11 protein-coding genes and 3 pseudogenes are annotated in these 13,860 nt (G+C 70.7%); 8 read left to right on the top strand and 6 right to left on the bottom strand.

From position 1 onward, the window contains the following. Both ABD369_RS13325 and ABD369_RS13320 read left to right on the top strand, forming a co-directional pair. Positions 1-883 (top strand): group II intron maturase-specific domain-containing protein (locus ABD369_RS13325; protein WP_344636552.1); only part of this gene is annotated, 883 nt, incomplete at its 5' end. Further along, a pseudogene (locus ABD369_RS13320) lies at positions 880-1,646 on the top strand (IS982 family transposase); the annotation flags it as partial. The gene ABD369_RS13325 and the pseudogene ABD369_RS13320, both read left to right, overlap by 4 nt. Here ABD369_RS13320 and ABD369_RS13315 read toward each other — a convergent pair. Both ABD369_RS13315 and ABD369_RS13310 read right to left on the bottom strand, forming a co-directional pair. After that, positions 1,644-2,600, bottom strand: a complete 957-nt coding sequence (locus ABD369_RS13315) for a hypothetical protein (RefSeq protein WP_344636551.1) — start codon at positions 2,598-2,600, stop codon at positions 1,644-1,646. The pseudogene ABD369_RS13320 and the gene ABD369_RS13315 overlap by 3 nt on opposite strands. Then, a complete protein-coding gene (locus tag ABD369_RS13310; RefSeq protein WP_344636550.1) occupies positions 2,597-4,009 on the bottom strand; it encodes a phenylacetate--CoA ligase family protein in 1,413 nt (470 codons plus the stop codon). The genes ABD369_RS13315 and ABD369_RS13310 overlap by 4 nt, the downstream gene beginning before the upstream one ends. 850 nt (positions 4,010-4,859) lie before the next feature. Between ABD369_RS13310 and ABD369_RS13305 the strand changes: the two genes are divergently transcribed. The 4 genes and pseudogenes from ABD369_RS13305 to ABD369_RS13300 all read left to right on the top strand — a co-directional run bounded on the left by ABD369_RS13305 (position 4,860) and on the right by ABD369_RS13300 (position 7,695). Continuing rightward, the gene (locus ABD369_RS13305) at positions 4,860-5,654 is read left to right on the top strand and encodes a helix-turn-helix domain-containing protein (RefSeq protein WP_344636549.1); all 795 of its coding nucleotides are present in this window, start codon (positions 4,860-4,862) and stop codon (positions 5,652-5,654) included. Positions 5,655-5,921: 267 nt separating this feature from the next. Further along, positions 5,922-6,052 (top strand): annotated as a pseudogene (locus ABD369_RS41125) (SDR family NAD(P)-dependent oxidoreductase); the annotation flags it as partial. Between the two features lie 300 nt (positions 6,053-6,352). After that, positions 6,353-7,057: pseudogene (locus ABD369_RS41120) on the top strand (reverse transcriptase domain-containing protein); the annotation flags it as partial. A gap of 47 nt (positions 7,058-7,104) precedes the next feature. Then, positions 7,105-7,695 carry a group II intron maturase-specific domain-containing protein gene (locus ABD369_RS13300; RefSeq protein ID WP_344636548.1) on the top strand — a complete coding sequence of 197 codons (591 nt, stop codon included), beginning with the start codon at positions 7,105-7,107 and terminating at the stop codon, positions 7,693-7,695. Positions 7,696-7,795: 100 nt separating this feature from the next. On the opposite strand, the gene ABD369_RS13295 is transcribed toward ABD369_RS13300, so the two are convergent. Both ABD369_RS13295 and ABD369_RS13290 read right to left on the bottom strand, forming a co-directional pair. Further along, positions 7,796-8,293, bottom strand: a complete 498-nt coding sequence (locus ABD369_RS13295) for an adenosine-specific kinase (RefSeq protein WP_344636547.1) — start codon at positions 8,291-8,293, stop codon at positions 7,796-7,798. Between the two features lie 107 nt (positions 8,294-8,400). After that, on the bottom strand, positions 8,401-8,751 hold the full coding sequence (locus ABD369_RS13290; RefSeq protein WP_344636546.1) for a hypothetical protein: 351 nt from the start codon (positions 8,749-8,751) through the stop codon (positions 8,401-8,403). A gap of 225 nt (positions 8,752-8,976) precedes the next feature. Here ABD369_RS13290 and ABD369_RS13285 point away from each other — a divergent pair, with 225 nt between their 5' ends. Beyond that, positions 8,977-10,551 (top strand): purple acid phosphatase family protein, encoded by a 1,575-nt coding sequence (locus ABD369_RS13285; protein WP_344636545.1) that lies wholly within the window; start codon positions 8,977-8,979, stop codon positions 10,549-10,551. Positions 10,552-10,560: 9 nt separating this feature from the next. Here ABD369_RS13285 and ABD369_RS13280 read toward each other — a convergent pair whose 3' ends face one another. Further along, positions 10,561-12,306, bottom strand: a complete 1,746-nt coding sequence (locus ABD369_RS13280) for a translocation/assembly module TamB domain-containing protein (protein ID WP_344636544.1) — start codon at positions 12,304-12,306, stop codon at positions 10,561-10,563. A gap of 56 nt (positions 12,307-12,362) precedes the next feature. After that, positions 12,363-12,878 carry a GNAT family N-acetyltransferase gene (locus ABD369_RS13275; protein ID WP_344636543.1) on the bottom strand — a complete coding sequence of 172 codons (516 nt, stop codon included), beginning with the start codon at positions 12,876-12,878 and terminating at the stop codon, positions 12,363-12,365. 255 nt (positions 12,879-13,133) lie between these two features. Between ABD369_RS13275 and ABD369_RS13270 the strand changes: the two genes are divergently transcribed. Further along, positions 13,134-13,805: a hypothetical protein gene (locus ABD369_RS13270; RefSeq protein WP_344636542.1), complete on the top strand. Its 672-nt coding sequence runs from the start codon at positions 13,134-13,136 to the stop codon at positions 13,803-13,805. The last annotated feature ends 55 nt before the right edge of the window (positions 13,806-13,860 follow it).

Genomic DNA, 13,860 nt, shown 5'->3' with positions numbered 1-13,860 from the left:
AACCGAGCGAGAGCACCCCGCCACACACCGGGAAAGACCGTCAAACGCGCCGAGACGCTCGACCAGCACTACGGCCGCACAGGTTAAAGATCAAGCTAAATCCAAGCGCAAGAAGGACGGCCTCGGCAACTGGCGAATCATCCGCTACGCGGATGATTTCGTCCTGGTGGTCTCAGGAAACCGCCACCACGCCGAGAGCCTGCGCGAGGAGGTGGCAGCCGTACTCGCCCCGTTGGGGCTGCAGCTGGCACCGGAGAAGACCCGGGTAGTCCACATCGACGAGGGCTTCGACTTCCTCGGACACAACATCCGCCGCCAACGGAAGCGAGGAACCACAAAGCACTACGTCTACACCAAACCGTCCAAGAAGGCCATCGCGTCGATCAAGGACACGGTACGGGAGCAGACGTACAGATCGACCCGCCACATGGAGCTGGACGAGCTGCTTCGCAGCGTCAACCGGAGCCTGGCGGGATGGGCGAACTTCTTCCGACACGGGGTGTCAAAGGCGATCTTCACCGCGGTCGACTCCCACGCGTGGGGCCGGCTGATGCGGTGGATCCGCGCCAAGTACACAGGGAAACACCGGCTCGGGATGAAGGAACTCCGCAACCGCTTCTGTGACAAGGGGTGGCGGTTCGCCCACAACGGGGTCGTGTTCACCGGCGCATCCAGTGTCGCAGTGGAACGCTACCGCTACCGCGGAAGCGACATCCCGACCCCGTGGACCCCGAAGCAACAGCAGGCGGCTGACCAACGGTCAAGACACGTGGAGCGCCCGGTGCGGAGCAATTCGCACGCCGGGTGCGGGAGGGGGCCCGAGGGAGACGACCGACGGAGACGTCGGCACCGCGCCCACGGGCCTACCTCACCGACGAGATAGGAGGAACGCGATGGCTGGGCCGCCCGCCTCTGCTCAGCGACTCCGAACTCGTCTGCCTCGCAGTGGCCCAGGCCCTGCTCGGCTACCACTCCGAGGCCCGCTGGCTGCGCTACGCCCACAAGCACCTGTCCGGCATGTTCCCCTACCTGCCCCAGAGGGCGGGCTACAACAAGCGGCTCCGCTCAGCTCTGCCGCTGGTCAAGCGCGTGATCCGGGAGCTGGCCCGGGACAGCGACTTCTGGACGGACACGGTGTGGATCACCGACTCCACGCCGGTGCCGTGCGGCATGTCACGCCCGACCGTTCAACGCTCCGACCTTTGGCCGGCTGGGCCGGCTATGGCTACTGCGCCTCCCACCCCCGCTTCTTCTGGGGCCTGCGTCTGTACCTGGTGTGCACGCCGACCGGCATGCCGATCCTGTGGGCGCTGGCCAACCCGACGCTGGACGAGCGGGAGGTGCTGGGCGCGATGCTCGAAGTCGATGCGGAGCTCGTCGCCCGCCGCGGGGGCCTCGTGCTCATCTCCGACAAGGGCTTCGCCTCGAAGGCTTTAGAGCGGGAACTCGCCGAGCTGGGCATCGAGTTGCTGCGGCCGTCGTTCAAGCGCGAGAAGCAGCGGTTCGGCGAGCCGATGCTCAAGCAGGTCCGCCAGCTCATCGAGTCGGTCAACGACACCCTCAAAGGGCAGCTCGACCTGGAACAACACGGCGGGCGGACCTTCGAGGGCGTCGCGATCCGGGTGGCCCAGCGGATCCTGGCGCTAGGGGGTGAAGCCCTCGCTCCGCCCCACCGGGCCGTGCTCACCGAGGGCCACCAGGTCCCGTGACCTGCGGGCCGGCCGCCGCCCCGGGGTTCCGATCCGGTCGCGGCGGAACACGAGTTCGGCCATCCGCCGCTCGGGGCCCCGGCGGCGCAGGAGCAGGTGGCCGGCGAAGGCCGCCGGGCCGAAGAACACCTGGGCCGGGATCAGCGCCGCGGGGTGCCCGGTGACCGCGCCGACGATGTGCAGGGTGGCCACCGGGGCCACGGCGCCGAAGAGCACGACCAGCACGATCCCGGTGCGCAGCCCCGCCTTTCCGTAGGCCTTGTAGGCGGCGGTGGTGAAGAGGGCGTAGGCCAGCAGGTCGCCCATGCCGAGCACGGCGCCGAGGTCCTCCCCGATGCGCAGCCCGGCCGCGGGGGCGAAGGGGTAGCCCTGGATCGCGTCGGACAGTTCCTCGGTCAGAGGGACGACCCAGGCGAAGAACGCGTCGTAGGCGGTGAGCGCGAGCAGGAACCACGCGACGTTCTTCAGCCGCATCCCGCCCTGGACGTTGATGTTGGTGGCGGAGACGACGACCAGGCCGACGACGCAGCTGTTGGCGATCCAGTACGGCGCGGCGGTGTCGCCGAAGGCGAGGTGGGCGCCGAACACGGCCGCGATCAGCGCGGCGATCAGCGCCCAGCGCAGCCGTCCGTCACCGATGACGGGCTGGTAGCCGACGGACAGCCCGCCCGCGAAGGCCACCGCGAGCACCACCGGCAGGACCGTACCGGGCAGCGCCAGGTAGAGGTACGGCAGTGCCAGGACGAAGCCCATCATCAGGATGATGTCGGCGCCGTTGAAGACGCCGATCGGCGGCCGGGGGGTGCGGACGGTGCGGAAGTAGCCGACGGCGCCGACGCACACCGCGAGGGCCAGGGTGCAGCTGACCGCGAGCTGGAAGAAGACCGTCATGCGTGGCTCCGGGTGAAGGTGTGCTCCAGCAGGTCGCAGCGGAGCGGGAAGCGCAGCGCCGCTTCCGCGTCGTCCAGCGGCAGGACGGTGACGTCGGCGTCGATGCCCTCGGCCCGCAGCCGTTCGGTCACGTCGGCCGTGCCGAGTTCCTTGGAGGCGACCTCCACCTGCAGCCGGCCCCGGGCGGTGACCTCGGCCCGGTGGCGCAGCGGCCACGGCAGGCCGGGGGTGCCGTCCAGCGCCTCCACGATGTCGCGCGGGGTGACGATGGCGTCGGCGGTGCGGTAGAGCTGTCCGGCCTTGCCGAGGATGTGGGAGACCGCGGGGACCGAGGCGAGTTCACAGGAGGGCTCGCCGTCCAGGGTGCGGACCACGTCACCGGTGTTGTACCGCAGGACGGGCATGCATTCCCGGTAGGGGAAGTACGGGGTGACCGTCAGCTCGCCGAGGCGGCCGGGCCCGGCGGGCTCGCCCGTCTCCAGGTCGAGGACCTCCGTGTACCCCATGTTGGGGTCGATGTGCAGGTGATGGTGGGTACAGGTACGGCCGCTGACGGGCAGCAGCTCGGTCATTCCGAAGGAGTCGCCGATGGTGCGTGCGCCGAAGGTCTCGCGGAAGGCGGCCGCCAGGTTGCGTGACAGCATCTCCCCTCCCGCGTAGACCGCGCGCAGCCCGAAGTCGTGCGGCCCGTATCCGCGTTCGCGGGCGGCGCTCACCATGCGGGCGAGGTAGCTGGGGTTTCCGGTGAGCACCGTCGGCTGGGGGCCGGAGCGGCCGAGCAGGTGCTCGACGGACTCCTCGGGGGGGACCTGTCCCACGACGTGACAGGCGGCGTTGGCGAGGCGGCACACCTCGACGTCCTCTTGTACGGCGGCGGTCGCCCGCGAGCTGAGGTTGATCTGCATCCGGTCGCCGGGGCCGAGGTCGCCGCGGAGCACCAGGGACAGCGCGATCAGGGCGGGCCACAGCTCCATCTCGTAGCGGGAGAGCCAGATCTGGACCGGCGCGCCGGTGGTGCCGGTGGTCTGCGTCACCAGGTACGGGGCGCTGCAGAGGAAGTCGGCGGGGCGGGCAATCAGGTCGGCCTTGCGGGTCACCGGGATGCGGGTGAGCGTCTCGGTCGTGATCCCGGCCGGGTCCACGCCGGCGAGCCGTTCCCGGTAGAAGGGCGAGCGGGTGGCGAGCCTGCGCACGGTGCGCTGGAGCGCCCGGTTCTGCAGGTCTCGGCGCTCGGCCGGATCGGTGAACGGTCCGTCGGCCAGTTCGTCGACGTCATCGCCGAGCGAGCCGAACTCCTCCAGTGTGACGAGCGCGTCGGCGACCAGCCGTTCCACGGCCCGTACGTTCAGCCGCCGGCCGAACACCATCGCCGTGGCCACCCGTACCTGCCGGACAGCGGTCTCCAGCACTGATGCCTCCTTCGCACCTCGAACAGGACGAAGGGGTGGGGGCGGCTCGCCGCCCCCACCCCCGGGATTTACGTCAGCTGGCCGAACAAGCGCCGAAGAAGACCGCCGTCAGCGCACCCATGACGTACTTGAACTGCTTGGCGCTCGTCTTGATGGAACTCATATGTGCCTCCTCGTTTGCTGTGGGTGGACGGCCGCCTAACCTCCGCAGGAGCTCCGGCGTTCCGTCCCTTGACTAGGAGACACAGTGGCGCGATCACCGCGAGCGGGCAACGATCGGGTCCATTCAACGGACCGGTGACTGAGGAGAACCAGGTCAACTGGCGTTGAAGGCCGTGCAGGGCCACCAAGGCGGCGGTGAAGGCTGTGCGTTGGTGAAGGTGCGGCGGCTCTCAATCGTGCACTCGTGAAGGTGCGGCAAACATACGGCCGTGGATAGCCTTCTGGAGCACTGGGGGTGACGCTCGCCTGAGCCGCTGAGGCTTTCTCGACAAAACCGCCGGACCACCCACGCCCGCGCCGCCCGAAGTACTGCCGTGCGACGGCGGTGTTCCTCGCGGTGACAGCGTCGAACAGTGAGGCGCGCAGCGTGGCGGCGGTGTCGAAGTCGAGGTCGCTGGCCCGGGGCGATCACGCGTACGCCGTCGTGCGCGCCGACGGTGGTGACGGTCAGGGGCGCCTGCCCGCAGCCGCCGGCCGCGGGGCGTTCCGTCCCTTGACGAGAAAACACAGTGGCGCGATTCAACGACCGGTGACTGAGGGGAACCATTCCGAAACCCCAACTGTCCTGGTCCAAACGGGGAATTGTGGGGCCGTCCGATCGACGGCCCGGCATGAGAGGGGGACCCTCATGGCGAGATCCGGCGCTGAGGGACGCGGCGTGCTGGAAGGCGCGTTCGCACTCATGGAGGTACTCGCGCACGACGACGAGGTGGGGCTGACCCGGCTGGCGAGTGACGCCGCGCTGCCGAAGGCCACCGCCCACCGGCTGCTCGGGCAGCTAGTCTCATTGGGCGCGGTGCAGAGTCATGAAGGCCGCTACCGGCTGGGCCCGCGGACGTTCCGGCTCGGGCAGGCCTGGCATCCGGCGCGCGCGCTGCGCGCCGCATCGGCCCAGCCGTTACGGGAACTCGCGGCGGTCAGCGGCGGGGCGAGCCTGAGCCTGTCGGTGCCCGAAGCGGGACACATCATCGTCGTCGGGGGCATGCGGGGCGAGGTGGACGAGGTCTTCCCGCTGCGCTCCGGGGTCGTTCTGCCGCCCGGCAGTGCGGCCGAACTAGTCCTGGCGGCGGCCGCCCCGGTGCCGGAGCGGCCGGCGGGGTGGACGGAGGCCTCCTGGGCGCGCGAGGTCGCCGGGGTCCGGGAGCGGGGGCTCGCGTTCGACTACGAGCAGTGCGTGGATTCGCTGTCGTGCGTGGCGGCTCCGGTGCGCTCTGCGTCCGGCCAGGTAGTGGCCGCCGTCGCGGTGACCGCCCTGGACGCGAAGCTGATCCCCCTGCTGTCCGACACCGTGAGCCGCGCGGCGTCGATGATCAGCGGGAGGCTGGCCCGCCTGCCGGAGCCCGCGCCCAAGCCCCGCAGGGCCGGGCCGGCCCCGAAGCGGGCCGTGAAGGGTTTCGCCGCCGCGGCCGACCCGAGCCGCTGAGCCGGCGGCTGTCGCCCGGGGCTCGCGGGCGGGCTTCACCCCACCGCTACGGCGGAAGGGAGATGAAGGTCTTCCGCTCCCATTCGGTACAGCTCAGAGCCTCGTGGTTCGCACTCGGTCTTCACGTACTGTGCGATCAAGAGGGTGTTCAGGTCGGTCGTCACAAACTGATCTTGGGCACCTTCGTTCCTTTGGCGGGGCGGAACTTCGAATCTACTCGGGATAGGTCCCGGATTCGGCCGGGGCAACACGAGAGGAGCAGTGATCGTGGGGGAACTGGACGGCAGGACCGCGCTGGTGACGGGCGGCTCGCGCGGGATCGGGCGGGCGGTCGCCCTGCGGTGGCCGCCGCGGGGGCGCTCGTCGCCGTCCACTACGGAAGCAACGAGACAGCCGCTGGATGACGAGCCGCACCAGCCAGCGTCGGTCGACCTCGCGGCGGCGCTGGGCGCGCATCGCCGTCCCGTCGTCTGCACCGGGCAGTCAGCTTGACATCGTGTGGGTGATCAGCCCGATGTCGCGTTCTGGCTCGCCTATAACCGGCGGAACCGGGAAGTGGCGGGCTGCCGAGAGGCAGTCGGAGGGGGTCGTAGTAGTGCCGATCGGCGGGACAACACAACCCGTCAGGAGCGAAGGGCCCCTGCTTCATCGATGCGTGACACGAACAAGGAGGGGCCCGGGTGAGTGTCGGAACGGCTATGTCCGCCCGCCGGGAGGACACAGGCCGCGGTGAGCGGCGTCCTCTGGACAAGGTCCGAGCCTTGCAGTGGACGCTCTACCGCTGTGCCGAGCAAGAACCCGAGCGCCGGTTCCATGCCCTGTACGGCCACGTCCACCGCATGGACGTCTTGTGGCGGGCATGGTCCAGCGTGAGCACGAACCGGGGCGCCCCCGGGGTGGACGGCGTGAGCGTCGACCAGGTGGCGGCCTCGGGGGTGGATGAGTTCCTCCAGGATCTGTCGGATCGACTGCGGACGCATACGTATCGTCCGTCGGTGCTGCGGCGGGTCCAGATTCCCAAGCCGGGGCGGCCGGGGGAGTTACGGCCGCTGTCGATCCCCACTGTGGCGGACCGGGTGGTGATGACGGCCGCGAAACTGGTTCTCGAACCGGTCTTCGAGGCTCATTTCACCGACGCGAGCTACGGCTTCCGGCCCAAGAGGTCCGCGATCGACGCGTGCGAGGCTGTGCGCGTCGCGGCGAACCAGCGGCAGGAGTGGGTGTTCGAGGCTGATATCCGGGACTGCTTCGGGACGATTGATCACGATGCACTCGTCGCTCAGGTGGCGAGGCGCGTGGTGGACCGTCAGATGCTGAAGCTGATCCGGGCGTGGCTGCGGATGGGAGTGCTGGAGGGTGGGGTGACCTCCCCGACTGGGGCGGGAACCCCGCAGGGCTCACCGATTTCCCCGTTGCTGGCCAACGTGGCCCTGCATGTCCTTGATGAGGCGTGGCAGACACGCGGCGGGCGGTTGGGGTGTTGGTGCGCTACTGCGATGACTTCGTGGTCCTGTCGCCGACCAGGCAGCGTGCCGAGCAGGCGCGTGAGCTGGCGGCCGAGGTGTTGGGCGGGCTCGGGATGCGGTTGCATCCGGAGAAGTCCGGCATCGTCTGCCTCACCCGGGGTGGGCAGGGTTTCGAGTTCCTCGGATTCCACCACCGGAAGGTGGAGTCGTGGAAGTGGCGGGGCAGGTTCTACCTGCAACGCTGGCCCTCGCCACGGGCGTTGGGGGTGCTGCGGGACAAGATTCGCGCGGCCACCTCAAGGTCCCGGAGCGAGCGGCCGGTGGCCGATGTGGTCGCCGATCTCAACCCGGTCCTGCGTGGCTGGGCAGCGTACTTCCGCAACGGCAACAGCGGGCGGAAGTTCAACGCGGTCGACGGCTACGTCCACGAGCGGCTGGCAATCTTCGCCAGCCGGAAACACGGACTCGCGAGCCGGAACTGGACCACCCGTTACACCTACGGGTGGATCAGTCGGCTCGGGGTCTACCGCCTGACCGGGAACGTGCGCGGGGCGACGGCGCATGCCAGCTGGTGAACGATGTCGGAAAGCCGTGTGCGGGAGAACCGCATGCACGGTTTGAAGCGGCGGGGACTGGAAACGGAGCATCAGCCACCGCGCCAGTCCCCGACCCTACTCAGAGTTTGTAGCCGATGCGGCGCAGCAGTCCGTGCCGGTCGGCCGCGTCAGCGTCGGTCTCGACCCCGACCGGCGGTACTCCGTCGATGACGCCGATCACGCCGCGGCCCCGCTCGGTGGCCGCGAGCAGGATGTCGACGGGGTTGGCTGTCGCACAGAAGATGCCGCAGACCTCGGGCACGGCCTTGACGGAGTTGAGGACGTTGACCGGGTAGCCCTCGCGCAGCATGATCACGAAGGAGTGCCCGGCGCCGATCGCCCGGGCCCCGGCGACCGCCACCCGTACCAGTTCGTCGTCGTTGCCGGACCTGCGGACCAGGCAGGCGCCGGAGGCCTCGCAGAAGGCGATGCCGAAGCGGAGGTGCGGGCTCACCCCGACCAGTGCCTCGTGCAGGTCCTCCACGGTCTTGATGAAATGCGCCTGACCGACGATCACATTGACGTCGTCCGGTTTCTCGATGTGCACCACATCGAAGGACAATCCGGCAGCGGCCACCGGGGCACCTCCCGCACTCGCTCTGTACTCGGACGATTGACGGCATGCCGATCATGGCGAGGCCGGGGTGCCGCGTCCAGGTGGCGCGCTCAGGGGCGGGCGAGGGGTCACCGGATCCGCCGGATGCACCAGCCGAGGCCGGCCGCGACGGTGAGCACCCCGTACCAGGCCCGGGCGGCGGCCCGGTACACCAGGCCGGCCGACCGGTACCACGCCTCGCCCGCCCAGCCGAGGACCAGGTACCAGGCGATGCCGAACGGCATGGCCATCCAGAACCACGACGGCGGCGCGAACTCGCCCGGCCGCCGGGAGCCTTCGCGCGCCCACCGCCGGCAGCGCTCGGCACCCTCACGGCGCCACCGGGCGCACCGGCGGGCGCCCGCCTCGGCCTGCCGGGTGCGGGTCTCGACGAAGCGGGCGCGCCACTGTCCGCGCCGGGTACTGCCGGAGTACGGCATCCTGCCTCCCACCGGGCCGGTCCGTTCGTCCGGCCTCGGCGTCAGGCCAGGTCAGCACTGTTCGGCGGCGCCGGTCAACGGGGCTCGCCGCGCACCGGGCCGACGGAGCCGTCCGGCGACCGGAGCGCCTCCCGGGAGCGGCCGAGCGCTCCCGCGCCCTGGGCGCGCTGCTGTTCATGTCGGGGATCCGGCGGCGTTCACCTTCCGGGCGCAGGCTGACCGGTCATGAGTTCAGTGAAGAGTGTCAGCCGGCGTGGTCTTCTAGCGGGTGCCACCGGGGTCGGCCTCGGTGGTGCGGTGGCGCTCGGCGGTGGGACGGCGGCCGCCGAGCCCGCCGCGCCGGGTCCGCTGCTGTGGTCGCGGCCGGGGCGGCTGGGCGCGCCCCGGGTGTCCGGTCTGCACCTGCAGTTCGGGTCGGACGCCTCCCGGGAGGTGGTGGTCTCCTGGCACACCACGGCCTCGGTGGCCCGCCCCAGGGTGCTCCTCGGTACGGCGCACGGCGGCTTCGGCCGGACCGAGCAGGCTCGGACCACCACCTACCGGGACGCCAAGTCGGGTACCGAGGTGCAGGTCCACCACGCCAGGATCGGCGGGCTGCAGCCGGACACCGACTACGTCTACGCGGCCCTGCACGACGGCGCGGCACCGGAGCTGGGCACGGTGCGGACCGCACCGCGCGGCCGGGGCGCCTTCACCTTCACCAGCTTCGGGGACCAGGGCACGCCGACGCTGGGCCGGCAGACCGCAGGCGGCTGGGTCAACGACAACCTCGGCAGCCCGGCGGCCGGTGACACCACGGCCGGCGTCGAGCGGATCGCGCCGCTGTTCCACCTGGTCAACGGCGACCTCTGCTACGCCAACCTGTCGGGCGACCGGGTGCGCACCTGGTCGGACTGGTTCGAGAACAACTCCCGTTCCGCCCGCCACCGTCCGTGGATGCCCGCCGCCGGGAACCACGAGAACGAGCTCGGCAACGGCTCGATCGGGTACGGCGCCTACCAGGCGTACTTCAGCCTCCCCGAGGCCGGCGCGGACGAGCAACTGCGTGGCCTGTGGTACGCGTTCACCGCCGGCTCGGTCCGGGTGATCAGCCTCAACAACGACGACGTCGCCTACCAGGACGGCGGCAACTCCTATGTGCACGGCTACTCCGGCGGAGCCCAGCAGCGGTGGCTGGAAGCCCAGTTGGCGGCGGCGAACGCGGACCCGCAGATCGACTGGATCGTGGTCTGCATGCACCAGGTGGTGATTTCCACGGCCGACAAGTTCAACGGCGCCGACCTCGGGATCCGGGAGACCTGGGTGCCGCTGTTCGACAAGTACGGGGTGGACCTGGTGGTCTGCGGCCACGAGCACCACTACGAGCGCTCCCAGCCGATCCGGGGTCAGCAGCCCACCGACACCCGCACCCCGATCCCGGTCGCCACCGACACCGAGGTGATCGACACCAGCAAGGGCACCGTCCACATGGTGATCGGCGGCGGCGGCACCTCGGCGCCCTCCAACCAGCTGCTCTACAGCCCCGCCCGCTGCCGGGTGATCACCGGGGTCGGCCCGGTGGACTCCGCCACCGGCAAGCGGCCGCCGAAGTACGTGATCGAGGACGCTCCCTGGTCAGCCTTCCGCGACGCCGACCACTCCTACGGCTTCGCCGCCTTCGAGGTCGACCCCGGCGTCCGGGGCGGCAACACCTCGATCGCCGTCACGTACTACGCGGTCACCGGGCCGTACGGCGAGCTGCTGCCGGTGGACCGGTTCCGGCTCACCCGTCCGCGCGGCCGGCGCGGGCACCGGGTGTAGCCGGCCGCGTCAGTTGCGGTTGAAGGTCCGGGCGGCGGCCGCGGCGATGGCGATGCCCAGGGTCCACCCGAGGACGGTCAGCACCACGGTGACCACCGCGGGGACGCCGTGGTACTGCCAGGCGTCCGACTGACCGAAGCGGACCACCGGGATCAGATGGTCGGCGGCGTACAGCACCGGGTTGAAGGTCGCGGCGCTGTCCGCACTGACGTGCTGCGGGTGCACCCGGCCGAAGTAGACGCTGCTCGCCACCAGCAGGCCGATCGCCCAGCCGAACGCCCGCAGCGGGCGGTAGCCGTAGCCGACCAGCAGGTCCAGCAGGTAGCCGGGGAGGCGGCGCGGGAAGGAGAGTTCGGCCCGTACCGCGCGCTGCCTGGCCAGCAGGACGGTCCTGGCCTCGCCGTCGTTGCCCAGCGAGCGGTAGTAGGCGGCCAGCTGCTCGTACGGCTGGGCGCGGAAACCGCCGGTCCGGGCGGGGTCGGACCGCCGGACCTGGCGCCTGATCACGTTCAGCCGGTCCGCCGCGTCGGCGTACCGGCTGAACGGGCCGTAGGCGAAGCCGTCCAGGTTCAGCCGGCCCGGCCAGGACTCGGCCGTGTCGCTGATGCCGCCCGCGGCGGACGCCGCGTAGAGGGTGAGCAGGGCCCTGGGACTGTCCATGCCCTCCAGGTCGAGGTGGCCGGTGACGCGGGCTCCGGTCAGCCGGATCTCGCCGTCGGTGTGGAATCCCTTGCCCAGGTGGAGGCTGCCCGCGACCTGCATCCGGTTGGCGCGCAGGGCCGGCCCGCCCGGGGTCGGGGTGAGCTGGGCGCCGCTGAAGGTCAGCCCGCTGCCGAAGTTCGCGCCCGGCAGGCGTACCGTGCCGATCGCCGTGAAGGGCTGCTTGCCCGCTCCGGTCTCGTGCGGGCTGAAGAAGGAGTAGCTGACCACGGTGAGCGAGTCGCCGTGCAGCGCGGAGTGGCCGCGGCCGTCCAGCCGGGCGCCGGTCAGGTACAGCGAACTGCCGATGTGCGCACCGGGTATCCGCAGCGCTCCCTCGGTCCGCAGCCGCTGGGCCATCAGGCTGCGCCCGACCCGCATACCGCCCGCGTTGAGTGACTCGCCGCCGGCCCCCCGGCCGACCAGCTCGGCGTCGATGAGGTTCACCCGGCCGTCGATCTGTGCGTTGATCAGGCTGAACGAGCCCTCCACCTTGGCCTTCTCGGCGAGCAGGCCGCCCTCGACGCGGATGCCGTCGGCGCGGACGGTGCGTGCGTCCTCCTCGCCCTCGCTCTCACCTGCGCCGGTCCCGGTGATACGGGTGTCGCTGAGGTCCAGGGTGCCGCGCACCTGCGCGCCGGCCGCGCTGAGCGTGGTGAGACGGGAACCGCTCAGGTCGATCGACTCCGTGACCGCGCCGTCGAACACGACCGGCCCCTCGAACCGGCAGCCCCGGAGCAGCAGCAGCGGCGCGACCTGCCCGTGGTCGAAGCGCAGCCCACCGGAGATCCGCGCCCCGGCGAGCCGCACCGCCGCCACCGCCCCCGCCACGGTCGGGCAGGCGCCCAGCAGCAGCGCCGCGATCACCTCACCGCGCACGGACCGCTCGGCCGGCCACCCGTCGGCCCCGGCCGGATCGTCCGCGCCGAAGTCGCCGGTACGCAGATCGACCAGCTCGCCGTGCGGGAAGGCCCGCCAGAGCCGGCGTTCGGTAGCGGTGAGCCTGCCGAGCCGGCTGGGTATCGCGGAGCTGCTGGTAACTGACGTGCGGCGCATGGCGGTTATCCTGCCGTACCCGGGACACCGGGCGCGCCCTTTCGGGAGACTGGCAGTCAGTTCGGATCGGTGAGCAGGAAGGCCTCCAGCTCGCTCCGGTACCAGCGGTCGGTACGGCCCAGCGGGGTCATGCCGAGGCGGCGGCAGACGGCCTGGGAACGGTGGTTGTCCGGGTGGGTCACCGCGTAGACCTCGGCCAGCCCGTCGGCGAAGCCCTTGGCCACGGCCGCGCGGGCGGCCTCGGTGGCGAAGCCGCTGCCCCAGGAGTCCGGGTGGAAGTGCCAGCCGACCTCCACCTCGCCGTCGCCGTCCGGGAACGGCACCAGCAGGACCGAACCCGCCACCACGCCGGTGTCCCGCCGCTCCACCGCCCAGACCCCGTACCGGGGATCCATCGAGCGCCCCTGGAACCGCTCGATCAGGGCATCCGCGTCCGCGAGTTGCGCCATCGTGCGGGTGCGGCCGAGCCAACGGGTCACCTCGGTGCGGGAGTACAGGTCGAAGGCCCGCTCCCGGTCCGTGGCCTGCCACTGGCGGACGGTCAGGCGCTCGGTGCTGAGGACAGCGGACATCAGGCATCCCGGTGCTCGTGGCCTAAGTGACGGTGCCTCAGCCTACTGGCCTGGGGTGTGGGCCGGTGTGGTGGCCGTCGTCGTCGGCGGTGCGGGTGCCACTTGCTCCGGATGGCGGGGAGGGGTCTACCGAAGGGGGTTCAGCCGTGTGCGCCGGGCGAGGCGGTGGGAAGCGGACTGGTAGAGGTGGTCACAAAGAGTCACTTTCGACAGAAAGTGATGATTTCTGCCTCTTCGTCCTCTGGAGGACCATCCATGTCCCTGTTCGCCAGGCTGCGCCCGCACCGAGCCCTCGGACTCACCCTCGCCCTCACCGCGCTCACCGTGGTCGGCGCAGGCACGGCGAACGCGGTTGCGCCGCAGTCCGTCGGCCACCAGGACACGACCAAGTTCAAGCTGTTCCCCAATGCCAAGTTCCTGCCGTGCCTGGCGGGCGACGGCCAGACACCGAAGGTGGAGGCCGAGGTCCGCCGCGGCGAGCTGAACGACAGCATGGAGATCGAGCTGCGCGGTTTCAAGCCCGACTTGGACTTCGACCTGTTCACCGTCCAGCGCAGCAACCAGCTGGCGAACGGCGATCCGGACCCGGACTTCCACGGGAGCTTCGGCCTGGCCTGGTACCAGACCGACCTCCACACCGACCACCAGGGCAAGGGCCGGGCCAGGATCCGGACCATCCTGCTCGACCAGATCTTCGGCTTCGACCCGGACGCCAATCTGGACCCCACCAACACCTTCCACGTCGGCTTCTGGTTCAACAAGCCCAGCGACGCTGCCGCGTGCGGCTTCACCGGCACCACGCCGTTCAACGGCGAGCACAACGCCGGGCCGCTCGCCTTCATCACGCGCCCGAACGCCGACACCGGCCTCGGCCCGCTCTGCACCAAGCCCGACACCTCCACGACGCCCGCCACTTGCGAGGCCTGAGGAAGCATCACAGCCGGTGCCCGGAACCACCCGAGGGTGGCACCGGACACCGGCC

The sequence above is a fragment of the Kitasatospora cystarginea genome, from assembly GCF_039533515.1.
Taxonomy (GTDB): Bacteria; Actinomycetota; Actinomycetes; order Streptomycetales; family Streptomycetaceae; genus Kitasatospora; species Kitasatospora cystarginea.
Note: the sequence above shows the minus strand (reverse complement) of the source record. Positions and strands in the feature narration are given on the sequence as shown.

What these genes read in the sequence shown, in the direction of transcription:
- ABD369_RS13315 (WP_344636551.1), bottom strand. Translation starts at nt 2,600, where the DNA reads ATGACGGTCTTCTTCCAGCTCGCGGTCAGCTGCACCCTGGCCCTCGCG.
- ABD369_RS13305 (WP_344636549.1), top strand. Translation starts at nt 4,860, where the DNA reads ATGGCGAGATCCGGCGCTGAGGGACGCGGCGTGCTGGAAGGCGCGTTC.
- ABD369_RS13290 (WP_344636546.1), bottom strand. Translation starts at nt 8,751, where the DNA reads ATGCCGTACTCCGGCAGTACCCGGCGCGGACAGTGGCGCGCCCGCTTC.
- ABD369_RS13285 (WP_344636545.1), top strand. Translation starts at nt 8,977, where the DNA reads ATGAGTTCAGTGAAGAGTGTCAGCCGGCGTGGTCTTCTAGCGGGTGCC.
- ABD369_RS13280 (WP_344636544.1), bottom strand. Translation starts at nt 12,306, where the DNA reads ATGCGCCGCACGTCAGTTACCAGCAGCTCCGCGATACCCAGCCGGCTC.
- ABD369_RS13275 (WP_344636543.1), bottom strand. Translation starts at nt 12,878, where the DNA reads ATGTCCGCTGTCCTCAGCACCGAGCGCCTGACCGTCCGCCAGTGGCAG.
- ABD369_RS13270 (WP_344636542.1), top strand. Translation starts at nt 13,134, where the DNA reads ATGTCCCTGTTCGCCAGGCTGCGCCCGCACCGAGCCCTCGGACTCACC.